At 46.0% G+C, this 21644-nt stretch carries 24 protein-coding genes; 6 read left to right on the forward strand and 18 right to left on the reverse strand.

The features are described from left to right. Positions 1-19: 19 nt before the first annotated feature. On the reverse strand, positions 20-610 hold the full coding sequence (locus V8G47_RS18575) for a molybdenum cofactor guanylyltransferase (protein WP_336201385.1): 591 nt from the start codon (positions 608-610) through the stop codon (positions 20-22). Then, positions 603-1151, reverse strand: a complete 549-nt coding sequence (gene mobB, locus V8G47_RS18580) for a molybdopterin-guanine dinucleotide biosynthesis protein B (RefSeq protein WP_336201386.1) — start codon at positions 1149-1151, stop codon at positions 603-605. The genes V8G47_RS18575 and mobB overlap by 8 nt, the downstream gene beginning before the upstream one ends. A gap of 108 nt (positions 1152-1259) precedes the next feature. Here mobB and moaC point away from each other — a divergent pair, with 108 nt between their 5' ends. After that, positions 1260-1751, forward strand: a complete 492-nt coding sequence (gene moaC / locus V8G47_RS18585; RefSeq protein WP_336201387.1) for a cyclic pyranopterin monophosphate synthase MoaC — start codon at positions 1260-1262, stop codon at positions 1749-1751. Between the two features lie 35 nt (positions 1752-1786). Here moaC and modB read toward each other — a convergent pair whose 3' ends face one another. The 7 genes from modB to V8G47_RS18620 are packed head-to-tail and all read right to left on the reverse strand — an operon-like array spanning position 1787 to position 6825. After that, positions 1787-2446: a molybdate ABC transporter permease subunit gene (modB, locus tag V8G47_RS18590; RefSeq protein WP_336201388.1), complete on the reverse strand. Its 660-nt coding sequence runs from the start codon at positions 2444-2446 to the stop codon at positions 1787-1789. Between the two features lie 29 nt (positions 2447-2475). Next, the gene (gene modA, locus V8G47_RS18595) at positions 2476-3231 is read right to left on the reverse strand and encodes a molybdate ABC transporter substrate-binding protein (RefSeq protein WP_336201390.1); all 756 of its coding nucleotides are present in this window, start codon (positions 3229-3231) and stop codon (positions 2476-2478) included. Between the two features lie 12 nt (positions 3232-3243). After that, positions 3244-3774, reverse strand: coding sequence for a MogA/MoaB family molybdenum cofactor biosynthesis protein (locus tag V8G47_RS18600; protein WP_336201391.1), 531 nt, complete (start codon positions 3772-3774; stop codon positions 3244-3246). 21 nt (positions 3775-3795) lie between these two features. Continuing rightward, positions 3796-4026 (reverse strand): molybdopterin converting factor subunit 1, encoded by a 231-nt coding sequence (gene moaD / locus V8G47_RS18605; protein ID WP_336201392.1) that lies wholly within the window; start codon positions 4024-4026, stop codon positions 3796-3798. Then, positions 4019-4495, reverse strand: coding sequence for a molybdenum cofactor biosynthesis protein MoaE (locus V8G47_RS18610; RefSeq protein ID WP_336201393.1), 477 nt, complete (start codon positions 4493-4495; stop codon positions 4019-4021). Before V8G47_RS18610 ends, moaD begins: the two co-directional genes overlap by 8 nt. Continuing rightward, positions 4488-5801, reverse strand: coding sequence for a molybdopterin molybdotransferase MoeA (locus V8G47_RS18615; RefSeq protein WP_336201394.1), 1314 nt, complete (start codon positions 5799-5801; stop codon positions 4488-4490). Before V8G47_RS18615 ends, V8G47_RS18610 begins: the two co-directional genes overlap by 8 nt. A gap of 10 nt (positions 5802-5811) precedes the next feature. Beyond that, the gene (locus V8G47_RS18620) at positions 5812-6825 is read right to left on the reverse strand and encodes a MoeB/ThiF family adenylyltransferase (protein ID WP_336201395.1); all 1014 of its coding nucleotides are present in this window, start codon (positions 6823-6825) and stop codon (positions 5812-5814) included. A 329-nt stretch (positions 6826-7154) separates the two neighbouring features. Between V8G47_RS18620 and fdhD the strand changes: the two genes are divergently transcribed. Genes fdhD through V8G47_RS18635 form a run of 3 tightly spaced genes read left to right on the forward strand, consistent with a single transcriptional unit; the run spans position 7155 to position 11429 of the window. Continuing rightward, on the forward strand, positions 7155-7964 hold the full coding sequence (fdhD, locus tag V8G47_RS18625) for a formate dehydrogenase accessory sulfurtransferase FdhD (RefSeq protein ID WP_442970876.1): 810 nt from the start codon (positions 7155-7157) through the stop codon (positions 7962-7964). A gap of 38 nt (positions 7965-8002) precedes the next feature. After that, on the forward strand, positions 8003-10948 hold the full coding sequence (gene fdhF, locus V8G47_RS18630) for a formate dehydrogenase subunit alpha (protein WP_336201397.1): 2946 nt from the start codon (positions 8003-8005) through the stop codon (positions 10946-10948). Next, entirely contained in the window at positions 10941-11429 is a 489-nt protein-coding gene (locus V8G47_RS18635) for a DUF1641 domain-containing protein (RefSeq protein WP_034765705.1), read from the forward strand. Before fdhF ends, V8G47_RS18635 begins: the two co-directional genes overlap by 8 nt. Positions 11430-11494: 65 nt before the next feature. On the opposite strand, the gene motS is transcribed toward V8G47_RS18635, so the two are convergent. The 4 genes from motS to V8G47_RS18655 all read right to left on the reverse strand — a co-directional run bounded on the left by motS (position 11495) and on the right by V8G47_RS18655 (position 15534). Next, positions 11495-12220, reverse strand: a complete 726-nt coding sequence (gene motS / locus V8G47_RS18640) for a flagellar motor protein MotS (protein WP_336201398.1) — start codon at positions 12218-12220, stop codon at positions 11495-11497. After that, positions 12210-13025 carry a flagellar motor protein MotP gene (gene motP / locus V8G47_RS18645; protein ID WP_336201399.1) on the reverse strand — a complete coding sequence of 272 codons (816 nt, stop codon included), beginning with the start codon at positions 13023-13025 and terminating at the stop codon, positions 12210-12212. The genes motS and motP overlap by 11 nt, the downstream gene beginning before the upstream one ends. 59 nt (positions 13026-13084) lie before the next feature. Then, positions 13085-14083 carry a catabolite control protein A gene (ccpA, locus tag V8G47_RS18650; protein WP_336201400.1) on the reverse strand — a complete coding sequence of 333 codons (999 nt, stop codon included), beginning with the start codon at positions 14081-14083 and terminating at the stop codon, positions 13085-13087. Between the two features lie 374 nt (positions 14084-14457). After that, positions 14458-15534: a bifunctional 3-deoxy-7-phosphoheptulonate synthase/chorismate mutase gene (locus V8G47_RS18655; protein WP_034765697.1), complete on the reverse strand. Its 1077-nt coding sequence runs from the start codon at positions 15532-15534 to the stop codon at positions 14458-14460. A 205-nt stretch (positions 15535-15739) separates the two neighbouring features. Here V8G47_RS18655 and V8G47_RS18660 point away from each other — a divergent pair, with 205 nt between their 5' ends. Continuing rightward, the gene (locus tag V8G47_RS18660; protein ID WP_336201401.1) at positions 15740-17899 is read left to right on the forward strand and encodes a cell division FtsA domain-containing protein; all 2160 of its coding nucleotides are present in this window, start codon (positions 15740-15742) and stop codon (positions 17897-17899) included. A 47-nt stretch (positions 17900-17946) separates the two neighbouring features. Here V8G47_RS18660 and V8G47_RS18665 read toward each other — a convergent pair whose 3' ends face one another. From V8G47_RS18665 to V8G47_RS18680, 4 genes are all read right to left on the reverse strand, one after another. Next, complete coding sequence (locus V8G47_RS18665; RefSeq protein ID WP_336201402.1) at positions 17947-18501, reverse strand: YtxH domain-containing protein; 555 nt, start codon at positions 18499-18501, stop codon at positions 17947-17949. Positions 18502-18635: 134 nt separating this feature from the next. Continuing rightward, positions 18636-18950 carry a bacillithiol system redox-active protein YtxJ gene (gene ytxJ, locus V8G47_RS18670; protein WP_034765690.1) on the reverse strand — a complete coding sequence of 105 codons (315 nt, stop codon included), beginning with the start codon at positions 18948-18950 and terminating at the stop codon, positions 18636-18638. Between the two features lie 122 nt (positions 18951-19072). Then, complete coding sequence (locus V8G47_RS18675; protein ID WP_336201403.1) at positions 19073-19555, reverse strand: YtxH domain-containing protein; 483 nt, start codon at positions 19553-19555, stop codon at positions 19073-19075. Positions 19556-19572: 17 nt separating this feature from the next. Further along, complete coding sequence (locus tag V8G47_RS18680) at positions 19573-20094, reverse strand: DUF948 domain-containing protein (RefSeq protein WP_336201404.1); 522 nt, start codon at positions 20092-20094, stop codon at positions 19573-19575. Between the two features lie 201 nt (positions 20095-20295). Between V8G47_RS18680 and V8G47_RS18685 the strand changes: the two genes are divergently transcribed. After that, positions 20296-21411: an aminopeptidase gene (locus V8G47_RS18685; RefSeq protein WP_061811459.1), complete on the forward strand. Its 1116-nt coding sequence runs from the start codon at positions 20296-20298 to the stop codon at positions 21409-21411. A gap of 88 nt (positions 21412-21499) precedes the next feature. On the opposite strand, the gene V8G47_RS18690 is transcribed toward V8G47_RS18685, so the two are convergent. Further along, positions 21500-21644 (reverse strand): transposase (locus V8G47_RS18690; protein ID WP_336201406.1); only part of this gene is annotated, 145 nt, incomplete at its 5' end.

The following is a 21644-nucleotide window of genomic DNA, read 5'->3' on the forward strand; positions in this document are numbered from 1 at the left end:
AGTTACATATTTCATACATTCATTTAATATGAGTATCGTAATCTTGCTTCGTATTGATATTATGAAAGGCTTCCCTTTCTCCTATTTCCTTTTCTGTCAGATATAGGACAGAGAGGCCTCTAAGTATATTACCCATTTTGTAATCTTCACTAACGAGGTGGTCATAGATTCTTTCCCTGACGGTATTCCGGTAGAGGGCCAATAAAGGTTGGAGCTTACCGCCGATGACCGGAACAATCGCATCATACCTTTCATCCACTTTATTTACCAGCCGGTCCATTAAGCTGCTCGTCACCAGCGGTACATCGACAGGAAGTACGGCATACCATTCCGCTTGACATTCCCTCATGGCCGTATAGATTCCAGCGAGAGGTCCACAGCCTTTGAATTCTTCTATATCCTCCACTACCTGTACATTCGGCCCGGCATCGAATCGGGGGAATAACACTCTGCTCGTTACAATGATCACCTCATCGACCAATGAAGAAACGGCCTGAAGAGAGTGCTGAAAGAACGGCTTTCCTTTATAGAGAGAGAAAGCTTTGTCGCTTCCGAACCGCCTGGATTGTCCACCTGCCACAATGATTCCGGCTATTTTGATATCACGCATCCTCAAGCACCCCTTTCCTTTTTCTTTTCAGAGATGCCTGAACCCATGAAAGATACCATTCTTTAAATTCCTTCATTTCGTCACGTGAAAAATAAGCGACCTTCTCTTTCTGCTCTTCAATCGGGAAAGGGGCAATCACCGCCATCACATTCTCGATTTCCTGAAGAAGTCGATGATCACTCTGATTCCGCAGAAGGACGATCTTTGGATATCGTTCCCTTTTGTAACCTTCTACTATGATCAGTTCCGTTTTCATATGAGAATAGATCGAGAGAATGTCATCAAGCTGCCATTCCGGTTTTGAAATGGACAGCTGAAGCATGCCATCTCCTTCTACACCTGATATCTTCGCTCCTGCCTTCTGATGAAAATAACTATCTGTATTTTTAACCCCATCTGGAGTTCCACCGTGACCATGATGCTTACATGAAGAGACCGAAATCCCTGATCGAGTCGCCCATTCGATCATCTTACAAACCAGGGAAGTCTTCCCGCTATTCTTAAACCCTACAACTTGTAGGACCGGAATATCATTGAACACATCCCATCACCTCTCTTCCATTTACTAAATCCCAATGGCACCTGTTCCAAGAGTGGGCAATTTACTTTCCTCCAAATTACGATTACACTAAAAACAGAGGTGAACATTATGTCTAATTTTACTCATTTTAACGAAGAGGGCAGAGCGAAGATGGTTGATATATCCGGTAAAGAGGAAACCGTCCGGAATGCCATTGCTCACTCTTCGATTCAAGTCAATCAGGAAATTCATCAAAAAATTGTCGATCATGATTTTAAAAAAGGCGATGTCCTTGGTGTGGCCCAGGTTGCCGGTATCATGGCGGCAAAACAAACATCTGCCATTATCCCGATGTGCCATCCCATTCCCATTAGCAGTGTCAATATCTCTTTTAATTGGAAAGAGATGAATGATGCCGCTTATGAGTTACATATTACGGCAGAAGTCAAAACGAAAGGAAGCACCGGGGTGGAGATGGAAGCCTTGACTGCCGCTACGGCAACAGCCCTTTGTGTGTATGATATGTGTAAGTCTGTAGATAAAGGGATGATCATCGGACAAACCTACTTATTGCATAAATCGGGCGGGAAAAATGGTGATTTCCACCGGGATCATCTGTGACACGCCATCCCAATGAATCTTCCGGCCTTTGATTTTCAAGGCCGGTCGTTGATTCGGTTCACCAAAAGCAGGAAGAGGAAGGAAAGGGCAATGCTTATCCCGACATACTTCCACGCAAGCCCGTCTTCCCCGGATTCAATGGCTACGTAAATGGCCGTTGAGATGGTCTGGGTTTTTCCAGGGATGTTCCCTGCAAACAGTAAAGTGGCGCCGAATTCCCCCAATGCCCTTGTGAAACTGAGTACCGACCCGGTCAGCAGGGATCTGCTGGCAAGCGGGATCGAAACGTACAGGAGTGTCTTCCTCTCTGAAGCCCCATCCACCCTTGATGCATCCTCGATATCTTCATCTATGCTCAGAAATCCTGCTTTCGCTGATTGATACATCAATGGGAACGCCACCACGACTGCGGCCACGATGGCGGCATATGGTGTAAACAAAATCGTTTCTCCCATTACTTTTTCTATAGCTCTCCCTATTGGACTATTGATCCCAAACACTATGAGAAGGATAAACCCAACGACCGACGGGGGTAATACAAGCGGCAGCATGAACAGGGTTTCCAAAACGGTCTTGCCCCGAAAATGGATCCGGGAGAACGTATGTGAAAGTGCTACAGAAACAATGAACGTAAAAATGGTTGCTGACGCTGCGACCAAAAGGGAAAGCTTGATAGGGAACCAAAATGATTCCATCTGAATGTCCACCTACTTTTATTCACAAATTACCCTTTCGAAAATCCAAATCTTTCAAACGTCGTTTTTCTTTTATCACTGATGATAAATTTATAGAAAGCGGTTGCTTCTTTAGGATGCTTGCTGCTTTGCAATACTCCGGCGTAGTAACCGATCTTTGAATGATAGGAAGGGTCGATCTCCTGAATGGATTTCACCTTTTCGCTTGCGGTCAAATCACTGGCATAGACAATCCCGAATGAAACAGACTGATTCTCTACCAGTGTAAGCACCCCTCTAACATCTTTGGCCAATACCAGCTGATCCTTGACCATATTCCACTTATCCATTCCCATCAGTGCCTGTTTCGCATAGTATCCCGCCGGTACGAATGCCGGGTTCCCTATGGCAAGCTTATCCTTTGAGCGGGAAAGGTCATCAAGACTCCGATCCCTGCTGGAAAGGGATGCGATGATCACTAACCGGTTTGTTAAGAACGACCCTCCAAGGCTTGAGTCAATCAATCCCCGGTCTACCAATCTCTCGTAATCCTTTTTTGATGCAGAAAGGAACACATCACTCGGTGCCCCCTGTTCCACCTGTTTTCTTAATGACCCGGTCCCTCCAAAGTTAAAGACGACCTGAATGGTGGGATGCTGTTTTTCAAAATCCTTTTTCACTTCCATCATACTATCCTTCAGACTGGCCGCTGCCGAAATGGTCAGGGTGACCTTGTCCCGGTCTTCAGGAGAACAGCCGGTTACGAAGAGTATCATGGTGATGATGATCCATATCCCTTTTCTCATCATGTTTTCCTTTTACCTCGAATCCTTTGTCAATTCATTTGCTATATGACCTATTTCGGGAATGATCAATTGTTCCATCGCAAGCTTCACTGCCCCCGACGATCCGGGCATGGAAAAGATGACCGTGTCACCCGACACCCCTGCAATCGCCCTTGATAGGATGGCGGCAGACCCTATATCGTCCCGGTAGCTCAAGAAACGGAACAGTTCACCAAAGCCCACCAATTCTTTATCCAATAAAGATTTTACCGCTTCTATCGTTACATCCCTTTTGCTTATGCCGGTTCCACCATTTAATAGAACCGCCTGTATTTCTTGATTATGTATCGCTTTTTCCAGTGCGGCCGTGATGAGGCTGATATCATCTTTTACGATTTCATATTCAGCGACTGCATGGCCTGATTGTTGGAGAAGTTCCATCAGCAGCTTTCCGCTTTTATCTGTTTCTTTTGTTCTTGTATCGCTTACTGTCAACACTTTACATGAGACAACTTTAGCCGATGACTTCCGATGTTCTGCTAGCAATGGATCGTCCCCTTTCATATCTTTATCGTTCGTTGTCCATTATCCCCCGCTGACTGGGGGAATGAGGGCAACGACGTCCCCTGATGAAATCACTTCATCTTCAAGGGAATATTGTTCATTGACGGCAACCATGACGCCATCCAGGGGAAGGTGATACTCGTCCATCAGCCGTTCTTTTAACTCTTTCACGGTGAGTTCCCCCTTATCAATCGTCACCTCTTGTTGACCTGCCCTTTCCTGCAGATGGGCAAAAAGGAATACCTTAATCATCCGTTCCACTTCCTTTCATCGGTTGCCCGTCAGGATATTCCACCTGCCCGAGTTGATCTCCTATCCATTGTTCCCCATCTTCCCAGTGCTCTTTCTTCCAGATCGGGACGACTTTCTTTATCTGTTCGATCACATATTCATTTGCTTCATAGGCCGCTTTCCTGTGGGGGGATGATACGGCAATGACCACTGCGAGATCAGATATTTCGAGCCTTCCCACCCGGTGTGTGATCGCTACCTTGGCAGCCGGCCATTTGTCTTGGACCTGCCCCCCAATTTCTGCAAGTTTCTTCACAGCCATAGATTCATAGGCCTGGTACTCCAAATAGAGGGTTCTTCTTCCTTTCGTCCATTCCCTGACGGTGCCGCAAAAAATGGTCACGGCTCCGGCGTCCCGGCTTTCTACTTTCGCAGAAACTTCTTCTGGATGAATGGGAACATCAGTTATCACAAATAAATCATCATTCACGGAGCTGCATCCTTTCTTCATTTGATTCTTTCTGAAAATGATCGCCGAACTGTTCACTGCCCTGCTGATCGTCCAGCAGCAGGACGTGAACCCGCATCCCCTGCTTATATCCCCTTGTTCCACCCGGAAGGACAATCAGGACATTGGCAGATGCCAGGGAGGAAACGACCCCTGATTTATCCAGACCTGTAGGCGAGGCATACACGCTGCCGCCTGAATACGTCATTTCCCCCCTGACAAACCGGGTAAAGGGATTCGGCTTAGGAAAATCTTTACCGAGAAGGGCTTCTTCACTTCTGACAAAGAGATGGGGACACTGTAAATAAAATCGAATGACGGGTCTGACGAACAATTCAAAACCTACATAACAGGCAGATGGATTGCCGGATAATCCGAATAGGAGCTTTCCATCCTTCTCAGCAACCGTTGTGACACTGCCAGGCCGCATTCCCACTTTATTGAACAACACATTGGCTCCAAGCTTACGATAAATATCCGGAAGGTAATCATAATCGCCTACGGATACACCACCTGTCGTGATCAGGAAATCCACCTGTTGAAGGGCATTTTCCACGTGCCCGAAGCACAGGTCAAAGTCATCGCTCAATTGCCCCAGGAAGATTCCTTCGCCCCCTGCCCGTTCAATCTGGGATAGTACCATATAGGAATTACTGTTCCGGATCTTGCCGGGTACGAGTGGTTCATCTATTTCAAGCAATTCACTTCCAGTCGCCAGGACCCCTACTTTCGGTTTCCTGCTGACGGGTACTTCCTTATAGCCGAATGTGGCCAGGAGCGCCACGATCCCAGGATTGATATACGTTCCTTTTTCAGCAAGGATCGTCCCCTTTTTCGTATCCTCCCCGCGGAAGGAAATGTTGTCTCCCTGCTTATACGGCCGGTTTATGGTAAGGTATGCTTTTCCGTTTTCCTCCAGATTCTTCACCAATTCAAGCATGACCACTGCGCTCGCTCCCTCGGGAATCGGTGCGCCCGTCATGATCCTGACGGCCTGGTTTTCTTTTAGTGGTTGATTGTATACACTCCCTGCCCCTATTTCAGAGACCACTTTCATCCTAACAGGGTTTTCCCTCGACGCATCTGCCGTATCTTCGGCTCTTATCGCAAACCCGTCATATGGGGAGCGGTCAAATAGAGGGACATCATGATCGGCAAATAGATTTTCCCCAAGGATTCTGCCGGATGCCTTTTCGATTTCCACGCTTTCGATTGTGCCTCTCTTTTTATACTTCAGGAGACATTCTATGGCTTCTTCTACCTTAATGGGCGTTCGACGTTCCAACATCTGCTCCCTCCTATCCGATTAAACGATGATAAACCTTTTTAGCTTCGTTCATATCATTGGTACCATGGATGAATGTCCGGCCATCATGAAAGAACACGATCCTGTAAGGCTCATAATGAAATGAAAGCAAATAGGGATTCCGCTTCATTTCCCCTAACCCCTCTAAGTTTCGTTCCAGTTCATGTAATGAGTGTGGATGATGCGGCGACCTGATCTGCACTGTGTCCCTTCCGCAAAGGACCGTTGTCTTTATCCGGTTTTCGAACTGTAAATATGGATAAACAGGATTTTCACCACAGGAAGGGCAGTCCTCTCTTTTGGCCTTTGATACATTCATCGTAAAGGATTGATTGCCCCACAGATCGAAGGTGATCAGCCCGCTTCTCAATGAGTCGTGATCTTCCACTAAAAGCTTCAGTGCTTCCGTCGTTTGATAGGCCGCTACCATTTGCACCGCAGGAGCGATGATACCGGAAGAGTCACACGTCCCCCCCGGCATCGGAACGGATCCCGTGAGACAATTCAAGCAAGGCGTCTTTCCCGGAAGGATCGTATAGCTCATCCCTGTGCTCCCGACGCAGGACCCATATATCCACGGGACGTGATATTTATGAGAGATGTCATTTATGATAAAACGAATATCAAAGTTATCCGTACAATCCAACAACAGATCCGCATCCCTGGCGATTTCCGACAGCCACTCTGCGTCAGCTTCTGCCACGCATGCGGTGATATGTACTCCTGAATGGATCTTTTCCAGTCGGTTTTTGGCGGCGACCGCTTTAGGTAAGCCCTCCACGGCATCGCTCTCTGTATATAACTGCTGACGATGAAGGTTGCTCATCTCCACATAATCGCGGTCAATGATTGTCAATCTGCCAACACCCGCCCTGACAAGGGATTCTGCATTGGCAGATCCCAACGCCCCCGCCCCGATCACGACGACATGCTTTTCAGCTATCTTCCCCTGCCCGGCTTCCCCGATCGGCTTGAACAACATTTGACGGGAATATCTGTCACTCATCCTGCTTCCGCCCCTTTTAGGCTCTGTTCGGTTCAAGTGAAGGATTGGTATCCCTTCCCCGCACTCTATTTTTCAGAGCATTCTCAAAAATTATAGAAACATTATCTTTTACCCTAAAGAGTCCATTTATATTCCTATATATGATTATAAGTTTCTATCAACCTCCCTTTTTACCGTCCATCAGCAAACAGATACCCGACATCAAGCCGTTTATACGGTTTATAACAGATTAAGGACCTATTTTTTTCATTTTTTTAAACATTTCATGTTTTCCTTTCTTACTTAATAGGGAAAACACGATATGATGATAGTTTCAAAAAGGGGAGGATATGCTGTTGGAGGATAAAAGTATTCTAACCCGTACTGTCCGCAAATATGGAAATGGAGCCTTTTTTGATGAAGTGGATGAAGTGGCGGCTGAGTTCCCGCTTACCGTTCATTTAAATGGGGAGGAATGGGCGACGATGGTCTGTTCTCCTTCCAACCTGGAGGAATTGGTGGTTGGCTTTCTGGCTTCAGAGGGGATCATTCGACGCTTCAGTGAAATCACCCGTTTCTCCATCGATCAGGATAAAGGGTTCGCCTATGTACAAATCGATAAGCTGCCTGAAGACAGGGCCAGGAATACCTCGAAACGATTTATCGGTTCCTGCTGCGGGAAAAGCAGACAATTTTATTTCACGAATGATATGCTCACAGCCAAAACGGTTACGGCCAAAACGGAACTTACCGCTCTCATGGCCATCCACCACATGCAAGAGCTGCAGGAGCATTCCCGGGATTTTCACAGGACAGGGGGAATGCACAATGCAGCGATTTGCAGCACAACTGGCATCATCCAATGCTACCAGGATATCGGAAGACATAACGCACTCGATAAGCTCTATGGATATTGCCTTATGAATCACATTCCGGTCAAGGATAAGGTCATTGCGTTCAGCGGGAGGATCTCTTCTGAGGTGCTGTTGAAGATTTCCAAGATGGGGATTGCCATCCTGCTATCCAAGTCGGCCCCGACCAATCTTGCATTGGAACTCGCAGATGACCTGGGGATCACGGCCGTCGGATTTATCAGGGGTGACAGAATGAATATCTATACACACCCTGATAGGATCACCGGTACAGAGCTACATATTTAGGAAAGCACGTAAATCGATCAAGAGGGGGAGTTTTTTTAATGGAAGGAAAGGTAACCGTTTTCATCAATGGCATTCAATATGAGGCAGAACCAGGTATGTCTGTCCTGGAATTTCTTAATTTGAGGAAGGTGGAAATTCCACAGGTTTGTTATCAGGAAAGTCTCGGTAGCATCGAAACCTGTGATACATGCATTGTCTCCATTAATGGGGAATTGAGGAGAGCCTGTGGGACACCGCTTCAGGAAGCAATGGATATTCAGACGGAGCTTTCCCATGTGAAAGAGGCCAGATTCAAAGCGATGGACACCATTTTAGAGAACCACGAACTATACTGTACGGTCTGCGAGAAGAACAATGGTGACTGCACCCTTCATAATACAGTGGCCATGATGGGGCTCGAGCATCAGATGAAACCGTTCGAACCGAAGCCATACGAGAAAGATTTTTCCGGACAATTCTATCGATACGATCCGGATCAATGCATCCTTTGCGGAAAATGCGTGGAAGCATGCCAGGATATCCAGGTCAACGAAACGCTCTCCATTGACTGGGAACGTAAAAATCCCCGTGTCATCTGGGATCAGGATGTCCCGATCGATCAGTCCTCCTGTGTCAGCTGTGGTCAATGCGTGACGGTATGTCCATGCAACGCCCTCATGGAAAACGATATGCTCGGAAAAGCGGGGTATATGACAGGATATAATACGAGCCTGCTGCGATCGATGATTGATATCACGAAAAATGTGGAAACAGGCTACGGTCCCCTATTCGCCGTTTCCGATTCAGAAGCCCAGATGAGGGATGATCAAATCAAGAAAACCAAAACCGTATGTACGTATTGCGGAGTGGGCTGCAGCTTCAATGTGTGGACAAAAGGAAGGGATATCTTAAAGATGTCACCTACAGAAGAAGCCCCGGCTAACGGGATCGCGTCCTGTGTGAAAGGGAAATTCGGCTACGGCCATGTGAACAGCGACAAACGCCTCACACGTCCGTTGATCCGCGAGGGAGATCATTTCAAAGAAGTCGAGTGGGAAGAAGCCCTCCATTATGTGGCAGAAAAATTCAAGGAAATCAAAGAAAAGAATGGACCGGACGCACTCGGATTCATCGCCTCATCCAAGGCCACCAATGAAGAGTCCTATCTCCTGCAAAAGCTGGCCAGGCAGGTCATAGGAACGAATAACGTGGATAATTGTTCCCGCTATTGCCAGTCTCCCGCAACCAAGGGGTTATTCAGGACAGTCGGATACGGAGGAGATGCCGGTTCCATGAAGGATATCGAGCATGCCGACCTGGTCATGCTGGTCGGGACAAACACAGCGGATGCCCATCCTGTGCTCGCTTCCAAAATCAAACGGTCCCACAAACTCTTCGGACAAAAATTGATTGTGGCTGACTTAAGAAAGCATGAAATGGCCCAGAGAGCCGATCTTTTCCTACATCCGAATCCAGGGACCGATCTCGTATGGCTATCCGCCCTATCCAAATTCATCATTGATCAGGGTTGGCATGATAAAGAGTTCATCGATGAAAAAGTGAATGACTTCGATGAATATTATCAAAGCCTTGCTCCTTTCACAATGGAATATGCCGAGGAAAAAACGGGTATTTCTGGGGAACATCTAAAATCCGTAGCAGAGAATATCCACCGGGCGGGTTCAACGGCCATTTGCTGGGCAATGGGTGTTACCCAGCACCAAATCGGGTCTGATACGTCCACTGCCATCTCGAACCTCCTGCTGGTTACAGGAAACTACGGAAAACCCGGTGCAGGCGCTTACCCTCTCCGTGGTCATAATAACGTCCAGGGAGCAAGCGACTTCGGTAGCATGCCGAATACCTTCCCCGGCTACCAGAGTGTTGAAGATGAAGAAATCCGTGCAAAATTCGAAAATGCCTGGAATGCAGAACTTCCTAAAGATATCGGTATGAACAACCATGAAATGGTGGAGGAAATCCACGAAGGAAATCTGAAAGGATTGTATGTCACCGGTGAGGATATGGGAATCGTCGATTCGAACATCAACTATGTGACAGACGCATTTGAGAAGCTTGAGTTCTTCGTCGTCCAGGATCTGTTCCTTACAAAGACCGCCGAATATGCCGATGTGGTTCTTCCTGCCGTACCAAGTGTCGAAAAGGAAGGAACCTTCACGAATACAGAGCGACGCATTCAGCGTATTTATCAAGCCCTTGAGCCCTTGGGGGAAGCAAGACCCGACTGGGAGATTTATTCAGGTATAGCTGAAAAACTCGGGTTCAACTGGGATTATCAGTCTCCGGCAGACATCATGGATGAAGCCGCTTCACTCACTCCATTGATTGCCGGGGTTTCCTACGACCGGCTGGAAGGGTTCAACAGTCTGCAATGGCCTGTAGAGGAGGACGGAACGGATACACCTCTCCTTTACACGGACGGTTTCCACTTCGATGACGGAAAAGCCCGATTCTATCCACTCCAATATGAATACAACTATCCTGCACAAAAAGGATACGATTATCATGTGAATAACGGACGGGTTCTTGAACATTTCCATGAAGGAAATATGACCTCCCATACGAAAGGAATCCGAAACAAAATCCCGGAGCCATTCTTTGAAGTGTCCGAGAAAATGGCTAAGGAACTTGAAATTGAAGAAGGTGCCCTCATCAAGCTTTCCAACGATAATGGTGAAAGCACCGGCAGGGTACATGTGACGAAGGAAGTGTTCGAGAAGGAATTGTTTATTACCTTAAACAGTGACGGTAAAAATGCAGTGAACTATTTGACGAGCAGCAATGTAGATAAAGATACGGATACACCTGCTTATAAAGAGGTTCCTGCCCAAGTGGAAGTTCTCGAGAAAAAAGGGAAATCGCCCATTCCCCATAACAATCACCGCTGGGCAACACGCAATCCGCAAATGGGCCCTGAAGTAGAAAGAAAATGGGATCGAGAAGATTACGTCTTCCCTGGAAGTGAGGTGGATACGAATGGCTAAATCCATTGATAAGATTATTCCTCTCGAGATTCCGAAAGAAAAAATTCAGGAGCAGAACTTGAATGAACTGATAGAAGCCCTGGCTGATAATAAAGATTCCCTTTTAAAGGTCATCGGCATCATTAAGCACATGGATGAAAATCGAAACCTGGATACAATCAGCGCCATGGTAAACCATCAGGAGGACATCCTGTATAACTTCTCGAAGGAAGCCAATAAAGATCAGAACGCGGCCATCCTTAATAATCTGGCCCGTATGACTGAATTACTCGGGAGTTTGAATCTGGAAGGGATTGAAACACTGAGTGTCAGGAATACTCGAAATCTGAATATCGGAAAAGAAAGGCCACCTACCAAGAGAACCGGTATTTTCGGACTGTTTCGCGCCCTTGGGGACCCAGCCGTTCAGCGAACGATTACGATCATCATCTATATTTTAAGAGGGATCGGAAAAAACCGGGTGAAAAACGACAAGAAATAATACAAAAAAAGCAGGCTGCCGACCTCTAAGGTTGGCAGCCTGCTTTCTATTTCCCCAGAAATTCTTTACGGTTGTTCTTCATATGCGGGATCGGTGATGATCACTTCGACCCGCCTGTTTTTCTGGAGATTCTCCACTTTATCATTAGGAGCCACCGGACGCGTATCCCCGTATCCGACGGCGATGAACCGCTTCGGATCGAGATCTTCCGTTGTGATCAAGTAACGCACCACACTGCTCGCCCTTGCCGACGAGAGCTCCCAGTTTGACGGGAAGCGATATGTATTGATCGGGCGGTTATCTGTATGTCCCTCCACTTTTACAAAGTTCGGGATTTCGGATAATAGTACGCCGACCTTGTCCAAAAACGGATAAGCATCCGGAAGGACCGTTGCTTCACCTGAAGCAAACAGTGCTTGCTCCTGAAGGACCAGGACGACTCCCCGCTCGGATCTGGTCGCCACCACGACGTCAGTCAATTCGTTTTCTTTCAAATAGCTCTGAATATTTGAAAGTAATGAGTTCAGGTCCTGTTCCGCTTCTCTGCCTTCACCAGACTCCACTTCAGGTTCTGCCGACGGGTTATCAAAAGGGATGACAGAAGGATAGAACTCGAGAATCTGCCGCTGCTGAAAGGAATCAGCGATGGTCCTGAATTTCACGATATCGATCTGTGACATCGAGAATAATAGAATAAAGAATACGAGAATAAGAGTAATGAGATCAGAAAACGTAACCATCCATTTAGGAGCTCCCGGAGGCTGAGATGACGGTCTTCGTCTACGCTTCATCTGGTACTGCCCCTTCTTGTTTCCTCTCTGAATACATCTGTAATTCCTCGTTGGATAAGAACACACTTAATTTTTCTTCCAATATTTTCGGATTTTGACCGGATTGTACCCCGATGACCCCTTCGATCACGATTTGTTTCATAAACACTTCTTTCTCTGTTTTCATCGCAAGCTTGGATGCCATTGGCAGGAAGACGAGATTCGCAAGCAGGGATCCATACAAGGTCGTCAGTAAGGCGATTGCCATATTGGGACCAAGTGAAGCAGGATCATTTAAATTCTTTAACATGAGAACGAGACCGATCAGCGTACCGATCATCCCCCAGGCAGGGGCATATTCCCCTGCCTTATCCAATAAACTCTTATTTTTACGATGCCGCTCTTCTAACGCAATGATTTCAGCATTCATGATATCGACGATCACATCCTGCTCGACTCCATCGACTGCGAGAAGGACCCCTTTTCGGATAAAGGGATCCTCGACCGCTTCCACTTCTGCCTCAAGTGAGAGGAGACCTTCACGTCTCGCTTTTTCTGACAGGGTCACGAACGTCCGGATCAAGTCATGAAGATCATATTCCACATCCCGGAAGGATTCTCTCATCACTTTCCCCAGCTGCTTCAATTCCCTGATCGAGAAGCTGACCAGCATGGCTGCGATCAATCCGCCGATGACCACGAAGATGGACGGTAGATCGATGAAGGAACTGAACCCGCTCACTCCCGCATTCGAAATAATCGCGAATGCAACGAATAGAAACCCTACTACAACCCCTATTGGTGTAAGAACATCAAGCTTTTTCATTTTGACTCTCCCTACAAAATAAGTTCTGTTTGTCTTTAATCTTTATATCGACAAACTTCTTACTTTGTTGAGTTACGGTGTTCAAGTCGATGCGGAAGAACAACCGTCGATTCTTCAACCGTTTCCTTGTTCATATATTTCGTCAATAACCTCATGGCCACTGCTCCGATATCATATAAAGGTTGAACAACGGACGTAAGTTGAGGTCTGACCATCAGGGCAAGTCTTGTGTTATCAAAGCTGATGACTTCCACTTCTTCCGGGATGGACACGTTCTGATCCTGAGCACCGTGGACGACACCAAGGGCCGTTTCATCATTCCCGACGAAGATGGCTGTCGGCTTGTCGGATAGCTCTGAGAACTTCTGCCATGCTTCAAGTCCTGAATCATACGTGTATTCACCTTCTACAACGAGGTCATCACTGTATTCAACGCCTGCCTTGGCAAGTGCCTCCCTGTATCCTTCCAGTTTGAACTTCATGTTGATCGTATCGTGGAAAGGACCGCTCACAAAGCCGATGCGCTTGTGTCCCTTCTCAAGGAGTTCGGAAACCGCGTCAAAGGACGCCGCCTTATAATCGATGTTCACGGAAGGAATCTTGTTTGTTTCTTCAACGGCACCCGCCAATACGATCGGAACCGGAGAACGTTCGAATTCCTGCACATGCTCTTCTGAAATATGGCCGCCCAGGAACAGGATGCCATCCACTTGCTTCCCAAGCATCGTATTCAATAGATGAAGTTCCTTCTCGGTATTCTGATCCGAGTTACTTAAAATGATATTGTATTTATACATCGTGGCGATGTCTTCAATCCCACGAGCGAGTTCTGCATAGAAAATATTTGAGATATCAGGGATGATGACCCCGACCGTCGTCGTTTTCTTGCTGGCAAGCCCCCTTGCTACAGCATTCGGACGGTAGCCGAGTCGATCGATGACCTCTAATACCTTCTTCCTTGTTGCGGGTTTAACATTCGGATTTCCGTTTACCACCCGGGAAACCGTCGCCATACTTACATTGGCTTCTCTTGCTACATCATATATTGTCACGTTCATAGCTTACACTCCTTTACTCTTCTACTCATTTACCTTATTCTACACCAAATAAACCTAAAGAAAAAAGCGATTACAATAGTTTGTTAAAAAATGCACATATTTATGTTCACATTAGTGTTATATAAGTTATTTATCTGCAATTATGTAGATAATCATACGATAGTCTTGATATTACTTCAATGACCACATTTGATTTATGCAAAAAGATTATTATAGCATATGGAGGGGGTGAGCGGTCGGATTATTTTTTATATGGTGAAATAGGTAAAAATGGTGTTTCGCTGATATCCGTACCGTCCTCCCAGACCATGCTCTTCTTTCCCACAATAAAAAAGGGCTGAAACCCCGTTAAAAAGGATTCAGCCCTCCATTCATTATACTTCTATCGTTCTGCCCTTCAATACTTCCTTGTAGAAATGATCGAATTGGTCAAGATCCATTTGCTGAGCGGAGTCGGATAAGGCAACGGCAGGATCCGGATGAACCTCAGCCATGACGCCATCTGCGCCGATGGCAAGTGCCGCTTTCGCTGTTGGAAGCAGCAGATCTCTGCGTCCGGTTGAGTGCGTTACATCCACGAATACCGGTAGATGCGTCTCCTGCTTAAGAATTGGTACAGCTGAAATATCAAGTGTGTTTCTAGTTGCTTTCTCGTACGTACGGATTCCACGCTCACAAAGGATGATGTCACCGTTCCCTTGAGAGATGATGTATTCAGCAGCATTGATGAATTCATCGATCGTTGCGGCTAAACCACGTTTAAGCAATACCGGCTTTTTAACGGCCCCGGCTGCTTTTAATAATTCGAAGTTTTGCATATTTCTTGCACCGATCTGGATCACATCAATGTATTCCACCGCATGTTCGATATCAGCAGGATTCACGATTTCACTGACGACAGCCAAATCATATTCATCCGCCACTTTTTTAAGGATTTTCAAGCCTTCAATGCCAAGACCCTGGAAGTCATACGGGGACGTTCTTGGTTTGAACGCTCCGCCACGAAGCATTTTCAATCCTTTTGCCTTAACGGCTTTCGCGACTTCAGCCACTTGCTCGTATGATTCAACGGCACATGGACCGAAGACGAAATGAGGCTTTCCATCTCCAATGGCTTCTCCATTGATATTGACGATTGTGTCTTCCGGTTTCTTTTTACGGGAAACCAGCAGGGCTTTCCGGTGATCGTCCTTCTGAAGTTCCAGACCGGCTTTGAAGATTTCTTTAAAAATATGTTCAATGGTCGAATGTTCGAATGGACCATCATTATTTTCTTTAATCAGATCAAGCATTCCTCGTTCACGAACAGGATCATAGCGGTATACTCCTTGAGTCTCCTTGACACGACCGATTTCCTGAACTAGTTTAGCACGTTCATTAATGGTGTCTAATAGTTTTAAGTTCATCTCGTCTACTTGTTTACGTAATTGATCGAGCTCTTGATTACTCACAATACAGCACCCTTTCTTTTTTTATCCTGTTCATACGTAAAAACTGTTATAGTTTTAAGAAAGTATGATACATTTTTGATATTGAAACTTATTATAATAGAACACATCGAAAATGTCACGATAATATTCTTTATTAATTAGACGCTTTTAAGCGCTAAAGTATTTTAGTATTGTATGAGACTAGGCTAAAGTGGGTGAACACGAATTGAAAAAAAAGCAAAAAATCTTTGCATTGGATATCGGAACACGATCGGTTGTCGGGATCATTCTGGAAGAAATAGACGGAATATTTCAAGTTTCCGATATATTAATAGATGAACATAAGAAAAGGGCCATGCTCGATGGACAGATCCATGATGTACCCGCTGTTTCGGAGGTCATCTCCTCCATCAAAGGACAATTGGAAAAGAAACACGGCCCCCTTTATAAAGTATGTGTCGCAGCTGCAGGACGCGCCCTGAAAACAGAAACGGCCCTATCAACGTCAACGATCAAGGGAAAACCCCTTCTTCAGAAAAACGATGTCCTTCATCTGGAACTGAGCGCCGTTCAACAGGCACAGGCAGCAGCTGCAGAAAACGAGAACGATTCGAAGGGCTATCATTATTATTGTGTTGGGTACTCCGTCCTTTTTTATCGGTTGGATGGCGAGGAGATCGGCAGCCTGATCGACCAGCAGGGAGATGAAGCAAGCGTCGAAATCATCGCGACCTTCCTGCCCCGTGTCGTCGTGGACTCACTGATTGCGGCACTGACTCGGTCAGGACTTGAGATGGAAGCCCTGACACTGGAGCCAATCGCTGCCATCAACGTCCTCATCCCTGAATCCATGCGCCGACTGAATGTTGCCCTGGTTGATATCGGGGCGGGAACATCGGATATCGCCATCACCAATATGGGGACGGTCATAGCCTATGGGATGGTGCCGACAGCAGGTGATGAAATAACTGAAGCAATCAGTAATGAATTATTGCTTGATTTCCCTTTGGCCGAACAGGCGAAGCGGAATCTTCAGTCTTCAGAGGAAATTACGGTGACCGATATTCTCGGGTTTGAAACGAATTTCCCGTCACATGAAGTGATAGAGAAAATCTCTCCTTCTGTGAACCGGCTGGCCGGCGAGATTTCAAATGAAATCCTGCGCCTGAACAATGGAAAACCGCCACAGGCCGTCATGCTCGTAGGGGGAGGCAGCCTGACACCCAGCCTACCGGTACAACTCGCTTCATCCCTGGAGCTGCCTGCCAATCGGGTGGCCGTAAGAGGCGTGGACGCGATTCAGAACGTGACTGTATCGGATGAAGTGACAAAGGGACCTGAACTTGTCACGCCGATCGGGATCGCCATTGCAGCGAAGCAGGCCCCGGTCCAATATGTCACGGCGTATGTAAATGACCAGCCTGTCCGCTTATTCGAAGTCAAGGATCTGACAGTGGGCGACTGCCTCCTTGCTGCCGGATTAAAATTAACCAAGTGGCATGGTACACCCGGGAATGGTTTCTTTGTGAATGTGAACGGACAGGACATCACGTTACCCGGTGGTCACGGCGAGCCGCCCCTCATCGAAAAAAACGGCCTCCAGTGTGCACTGGACGAAAAAATTCAGAATCATGACCGGATCTCGGTTCAAAAAGGGAAAGACGGCGCTTCCCCTCATGTGACGATCGGAGACCTGGTGGATTCCTCTTCTTCAAAACAGTTGGTCATAGACGGGAACCCGCATCTTCTCTCCCCACTTGTCTTCAGGAATAATCAAGTGGCACGTTTGGAAGACATCATTTGTGACCGTGATTCGATCCGGATTGAATTGATCGATATCCTACAGGATCTGTTGACCCATTTTGGCTACAACGAATGGATGGAGGGTACCAAGCCTTATCGAATCTCCATCAACGGGGTGGATACATTCTTCCCCACCTATTCCGGAAAATTATTGATAAATGGGATCGAGGCGAAACACTCATCTAAAGTAAAGGATGGGGATGTCATCTCATACAAACCCGGTGTCACTCCAACGGTGAATGAACTTCTTGCCAAGAAACAGTTTACAGTGGCCAAAGCCATCACGATAACGTTTAACGGCCAGGAATTGCATCTTCAGAAAGAAAGCAGCATCATCACCCGGAATGGCATCAAGCTCGCCATGGAAGATCGTTTATTCTCCGGCGATTCCATCCTGATTGAAGAACAGCACGCGGGTTCATTTATCTTTCAGGACTTATTTAATGCAGTGGAAATCAACATGCCCCCACATTCGAACGGAAGCTTTGTCCTTTTGAAAAATGGAGTGGAAACCACTTTTTACGAAGAAATCGAGCAGGGTGACCACCTGGAAATCATCTGGCCCCAAGCCTCCCGCAGATAAATTTCAGACAACAAAAAAACTGGCAATTACGCCAGTTTTTTTGTTTATTATGATCCAACTTGACCCGGAATGCTGCTTGTACGGTTCGTTGGATGAATGGACTGATCTTCAGATGTGGAAGTAGAGCTTGCCGCAGGCTGTGATGGAGTGGATTCGCCAGTCACTTCTTCTCCCGCTTCTTTCACCTTACTGCCGATATCCTTTAATTCTTCTGCCGCTTCTTTCGTCGTGGCAATCATTTCAGTTGAATCATCTTTGATTTGATTGACTTGACCCACCACATCGTCATTCACCTTTTCGTACAGGTGCTGCGCATCGTTGATGGCTTCCTTCAACACATTGGACGCTGTTTTCAGGCGGTCCTGCCAGTCATTCACCACTCCTGAAGGGTTCTCTCTTACCTTGGCAACCATCCCCATTGTAGAGTCCTTCATGTCAGATGTTCTCGATGTCACATTTTTCCTCGTTGTTTTATCCAGCATGGCAAGGGCTCCACCTACGACGGCTCCCATCACCATTCCTTTTACTAATTTGCCGCTCCTTTTTCCGTTCACTTTCGCATTATTTCTTGTCCCAGTTTCATAAGGTACAGGCTGTGTCATAAATCGTTCCTCCATTTATCTATTTTTTATTCTTATAAGTTACCTTCCCTGTGAGAAGATAAATAAACGTATAGGAGGGAATTACCAAATATTTTCAAAAAAAAGACCCTGATTAAATCAGAGTCTCCTTTGTCTTATAGTTTGTCCAATTCGCTTTCGGTGATTTTCCAGTGGGAGGCATTCCAGCCGGGTTTTCCTTCTATGAAGAGGAAGGCCTGGGGTGATTCGTGGCGGATGCCGTATTTTTCAGCGATATGCTGTGACAGTTCCCTGGATTCCTGGACAGCCAGATAGTAGCCATCTTCCTCTTCATGCTTGTTCAAAAATGCCTGGTATTCGGTAAAGGCATTCGAGCTTACAGGGCAAGTGAGACTGTGTTTCATAAAGAAGAAACGCGGGTTTGTCTCGGAAAGTTGTTCAAATTCCTGAACGGTATCGATCTTTTTCATATGTTTCATACTTCCTTTCACAATTGTAATGGTTCCTTCGCCAAAGCGATTTATAAACCTTTTCATTTCAACAAAAAAACGGTGAAGTCATCATATCACTTCACCGCCCTTTGAATCAATGATTATTGATTGTATGTTTTTTCAGTTTCGTCAAAAGCTTTCTTCGTTTCTTCAAGCTTCTGGTTCACATCTTCTGTTTCATCAGCAGGTGTCGTTCCCACTGCTGAAACAGCTTGAAGCTCTTCATTGTTTTCTTGCAGTTCGCTATTATTGGAGCGGTATGTTTTCAGCTTCCCAACCACATTGTTGGACTGTTCTTGTACGGATTTTGTCAGGGCAGAAGATTTTTCTTTCGCCACTGCTGCAAGCTCATTGCTCTTCTCTACAGCCGAGTCTTTCCACTGACCTGTCTTTTCCTTCAGGACGACGGTTTTCTCATTGATATCATGACGAAGGTCCTTACCGGATTTAGGGGCCATTAAAAGGGCTGCTGCCGCTCCCACGATTCCCCCGATCAGTGTCCCGATCATGAAATCCTTGGAGTTGATGTTGTTGCTGTCATTTGTCTGGTTTTGGTTCTGGTTTTGATTGTACTGTTGAGTCATGTTTAAAATTCCCCTCTCTAATTGTTATAAGATCTTGCTCTTTTAACTAATTTCTCTCGAGATCGAACTTCCTTGGATGCCTGGTTTGGAACAACTACATCAGCAACATCAGGTTGTGTTGGCTGTTTTTCCTGTTTTTGTTTCCATTTGTCCTTTAACTCAATAAATGCATTACCCCATTGAACCACCTGTGAAATCTTACCCTGATTGCGTTCCAGTTCAGTCGAAATGGAAGTACTTACCTTCTTCACCGAGTTATTAAGGTTCTGGATGGAATGACCTACATCTCTTACCGCATAAACAACCGTGTTCAGATCCTCAGACTTCTTCTGGATATCCTCAGCCAATAAATTTGTTTTATGTAGTAATTCTGTAGACTCTCTTGTTACTCCTTGAAGCTGGCTCTCAAGTCCGGTCATTGTTGTTGAGACACTGTCCAATGTAGAGCCGAGGGACTTCAAAGTCTTCATTAAACTCATAACCAAAATAAAAAATGCAACTGCTATGACAGCTACGCTTAGATAAAGAATGATTTCCATATGCCACACCTCCATGTATAGAAATTCTTTACCCTTATGATGAACAATTAAACATTATACTAGTATTTCTTCCTTCCCAAACCATTTTCCTGCATGAAAAATAAATATTTTTTCATGTTTTAGCATTTCACATTTTGGTTAAGTCATGCCTTCCCTTTTTAGGGTACAATAAAAAAGATTACATATAAGGGGGAAAAAGAAATGAAAGATCCACGCATTGAAAAGCTGGCAAAAAATTTAATTCAATATTCTGTGCAATTACAGCCTGGAGAAAAAGTGCTGATCGAAAACTTCGGATTGCAGCGTGAACTGGTGACGGCTCTCGTGAAAGAAGCGTATGCAGCCGGAGGACATCCTTTCGTATCCATCAAAGATCACGCAGTCGACCGTGCATTATTAATGGGTGCACAGGAAGAGCAGTATGATATGATCGCGAGCTTCGAAGCGAATGTCATGGAGCAGATGGATGCGTATATCGGTTTACGTGCAGGCGATAACATCAGCGAACAGTCCGATGTGCCGGACGAAAAAATGAAAATCCATGGTAATACAATCGGGAAAAAAGTACATAGAGAAATCCGCGTCCCTAAGAAGAAGTGGGTCGTGCTCCGCTACCCGACGGCATCCATGGCACAGCTCGCCAACATGAGCACAGAAGGCTTCGAAGACTTCTACTTCGACGTCTGCAACCTGGACTACAGCAAAATGGACAAAGCGATGGATAACCTCGTTGAACTCATGAACAACACAGATAAAGTCCGCCTTGTCGGTGAAGGGACGGACCTCTCTTTCTCCATCAAGGACATTCCTGCCGTGAAGTGTGCAGGACGCCTGAACATTCCTGATGGTGAGGTGTACAGTGCACCAGTGAAGGATTCGGTGAACGGCGTGATTTCCTACAATACGCCATCTCCATATAACGGATTTACGTTTGAAAACGTCAAATTGACTTTCAAAGAAGGAAAGATTGTCGAAGCCACTGCGAATGATACAGACCGGATTAACAAAATCTTTGATACGGATGAAGGGGCACGATATGTAGGGGAATTCGCCATCGGCGTGAATCCATTCATCCAGCATCCGATGCAGGACATCCTCTTTGACGAGAAGATCGACGGCAGCTTCCACTTCACACCGGGGGAATGCTATGAAGAGGCATATAACGGAAACCACTCGAACATCCACTGGGATATGGTGATGATCCAGCGTCCTGAATATGGTGGCGGCGAAATCTATTTCGATGATGTATTGATTCGAAAAGATGGAAGATTTGTCATCGAGGAGCTTGAAGTGTTGAATCCGGAGAATTTGAAGTAATAGGATTGAAGCCACCGTCAGGGTAATGACGGTGGCTTTTTTTAGGTTCAACGTCAAATGTTGGGGTGAAGTGAATGTTGCTTCACCCTTATCCAATATGTGAACCCAATCTTTTATACTTTTGTGTTAATAGTATTTTAGCTCGAAAACGCGTAAAGCTTCGAAATCCAAATGCGTTTCGCTTCATCACTTTTGTTAAGTTATTGATTCCCTCCAAAAAGCCATTGGAATAG

The sequence above is a fragment of the Rossellomorea sp. LJF3 genome (assembly GCF_037046045.1).
GTDB lineage: Bacteria > Bacillota > Bacilli > Bacillales > Bacillaceae_B > Rossellomorea.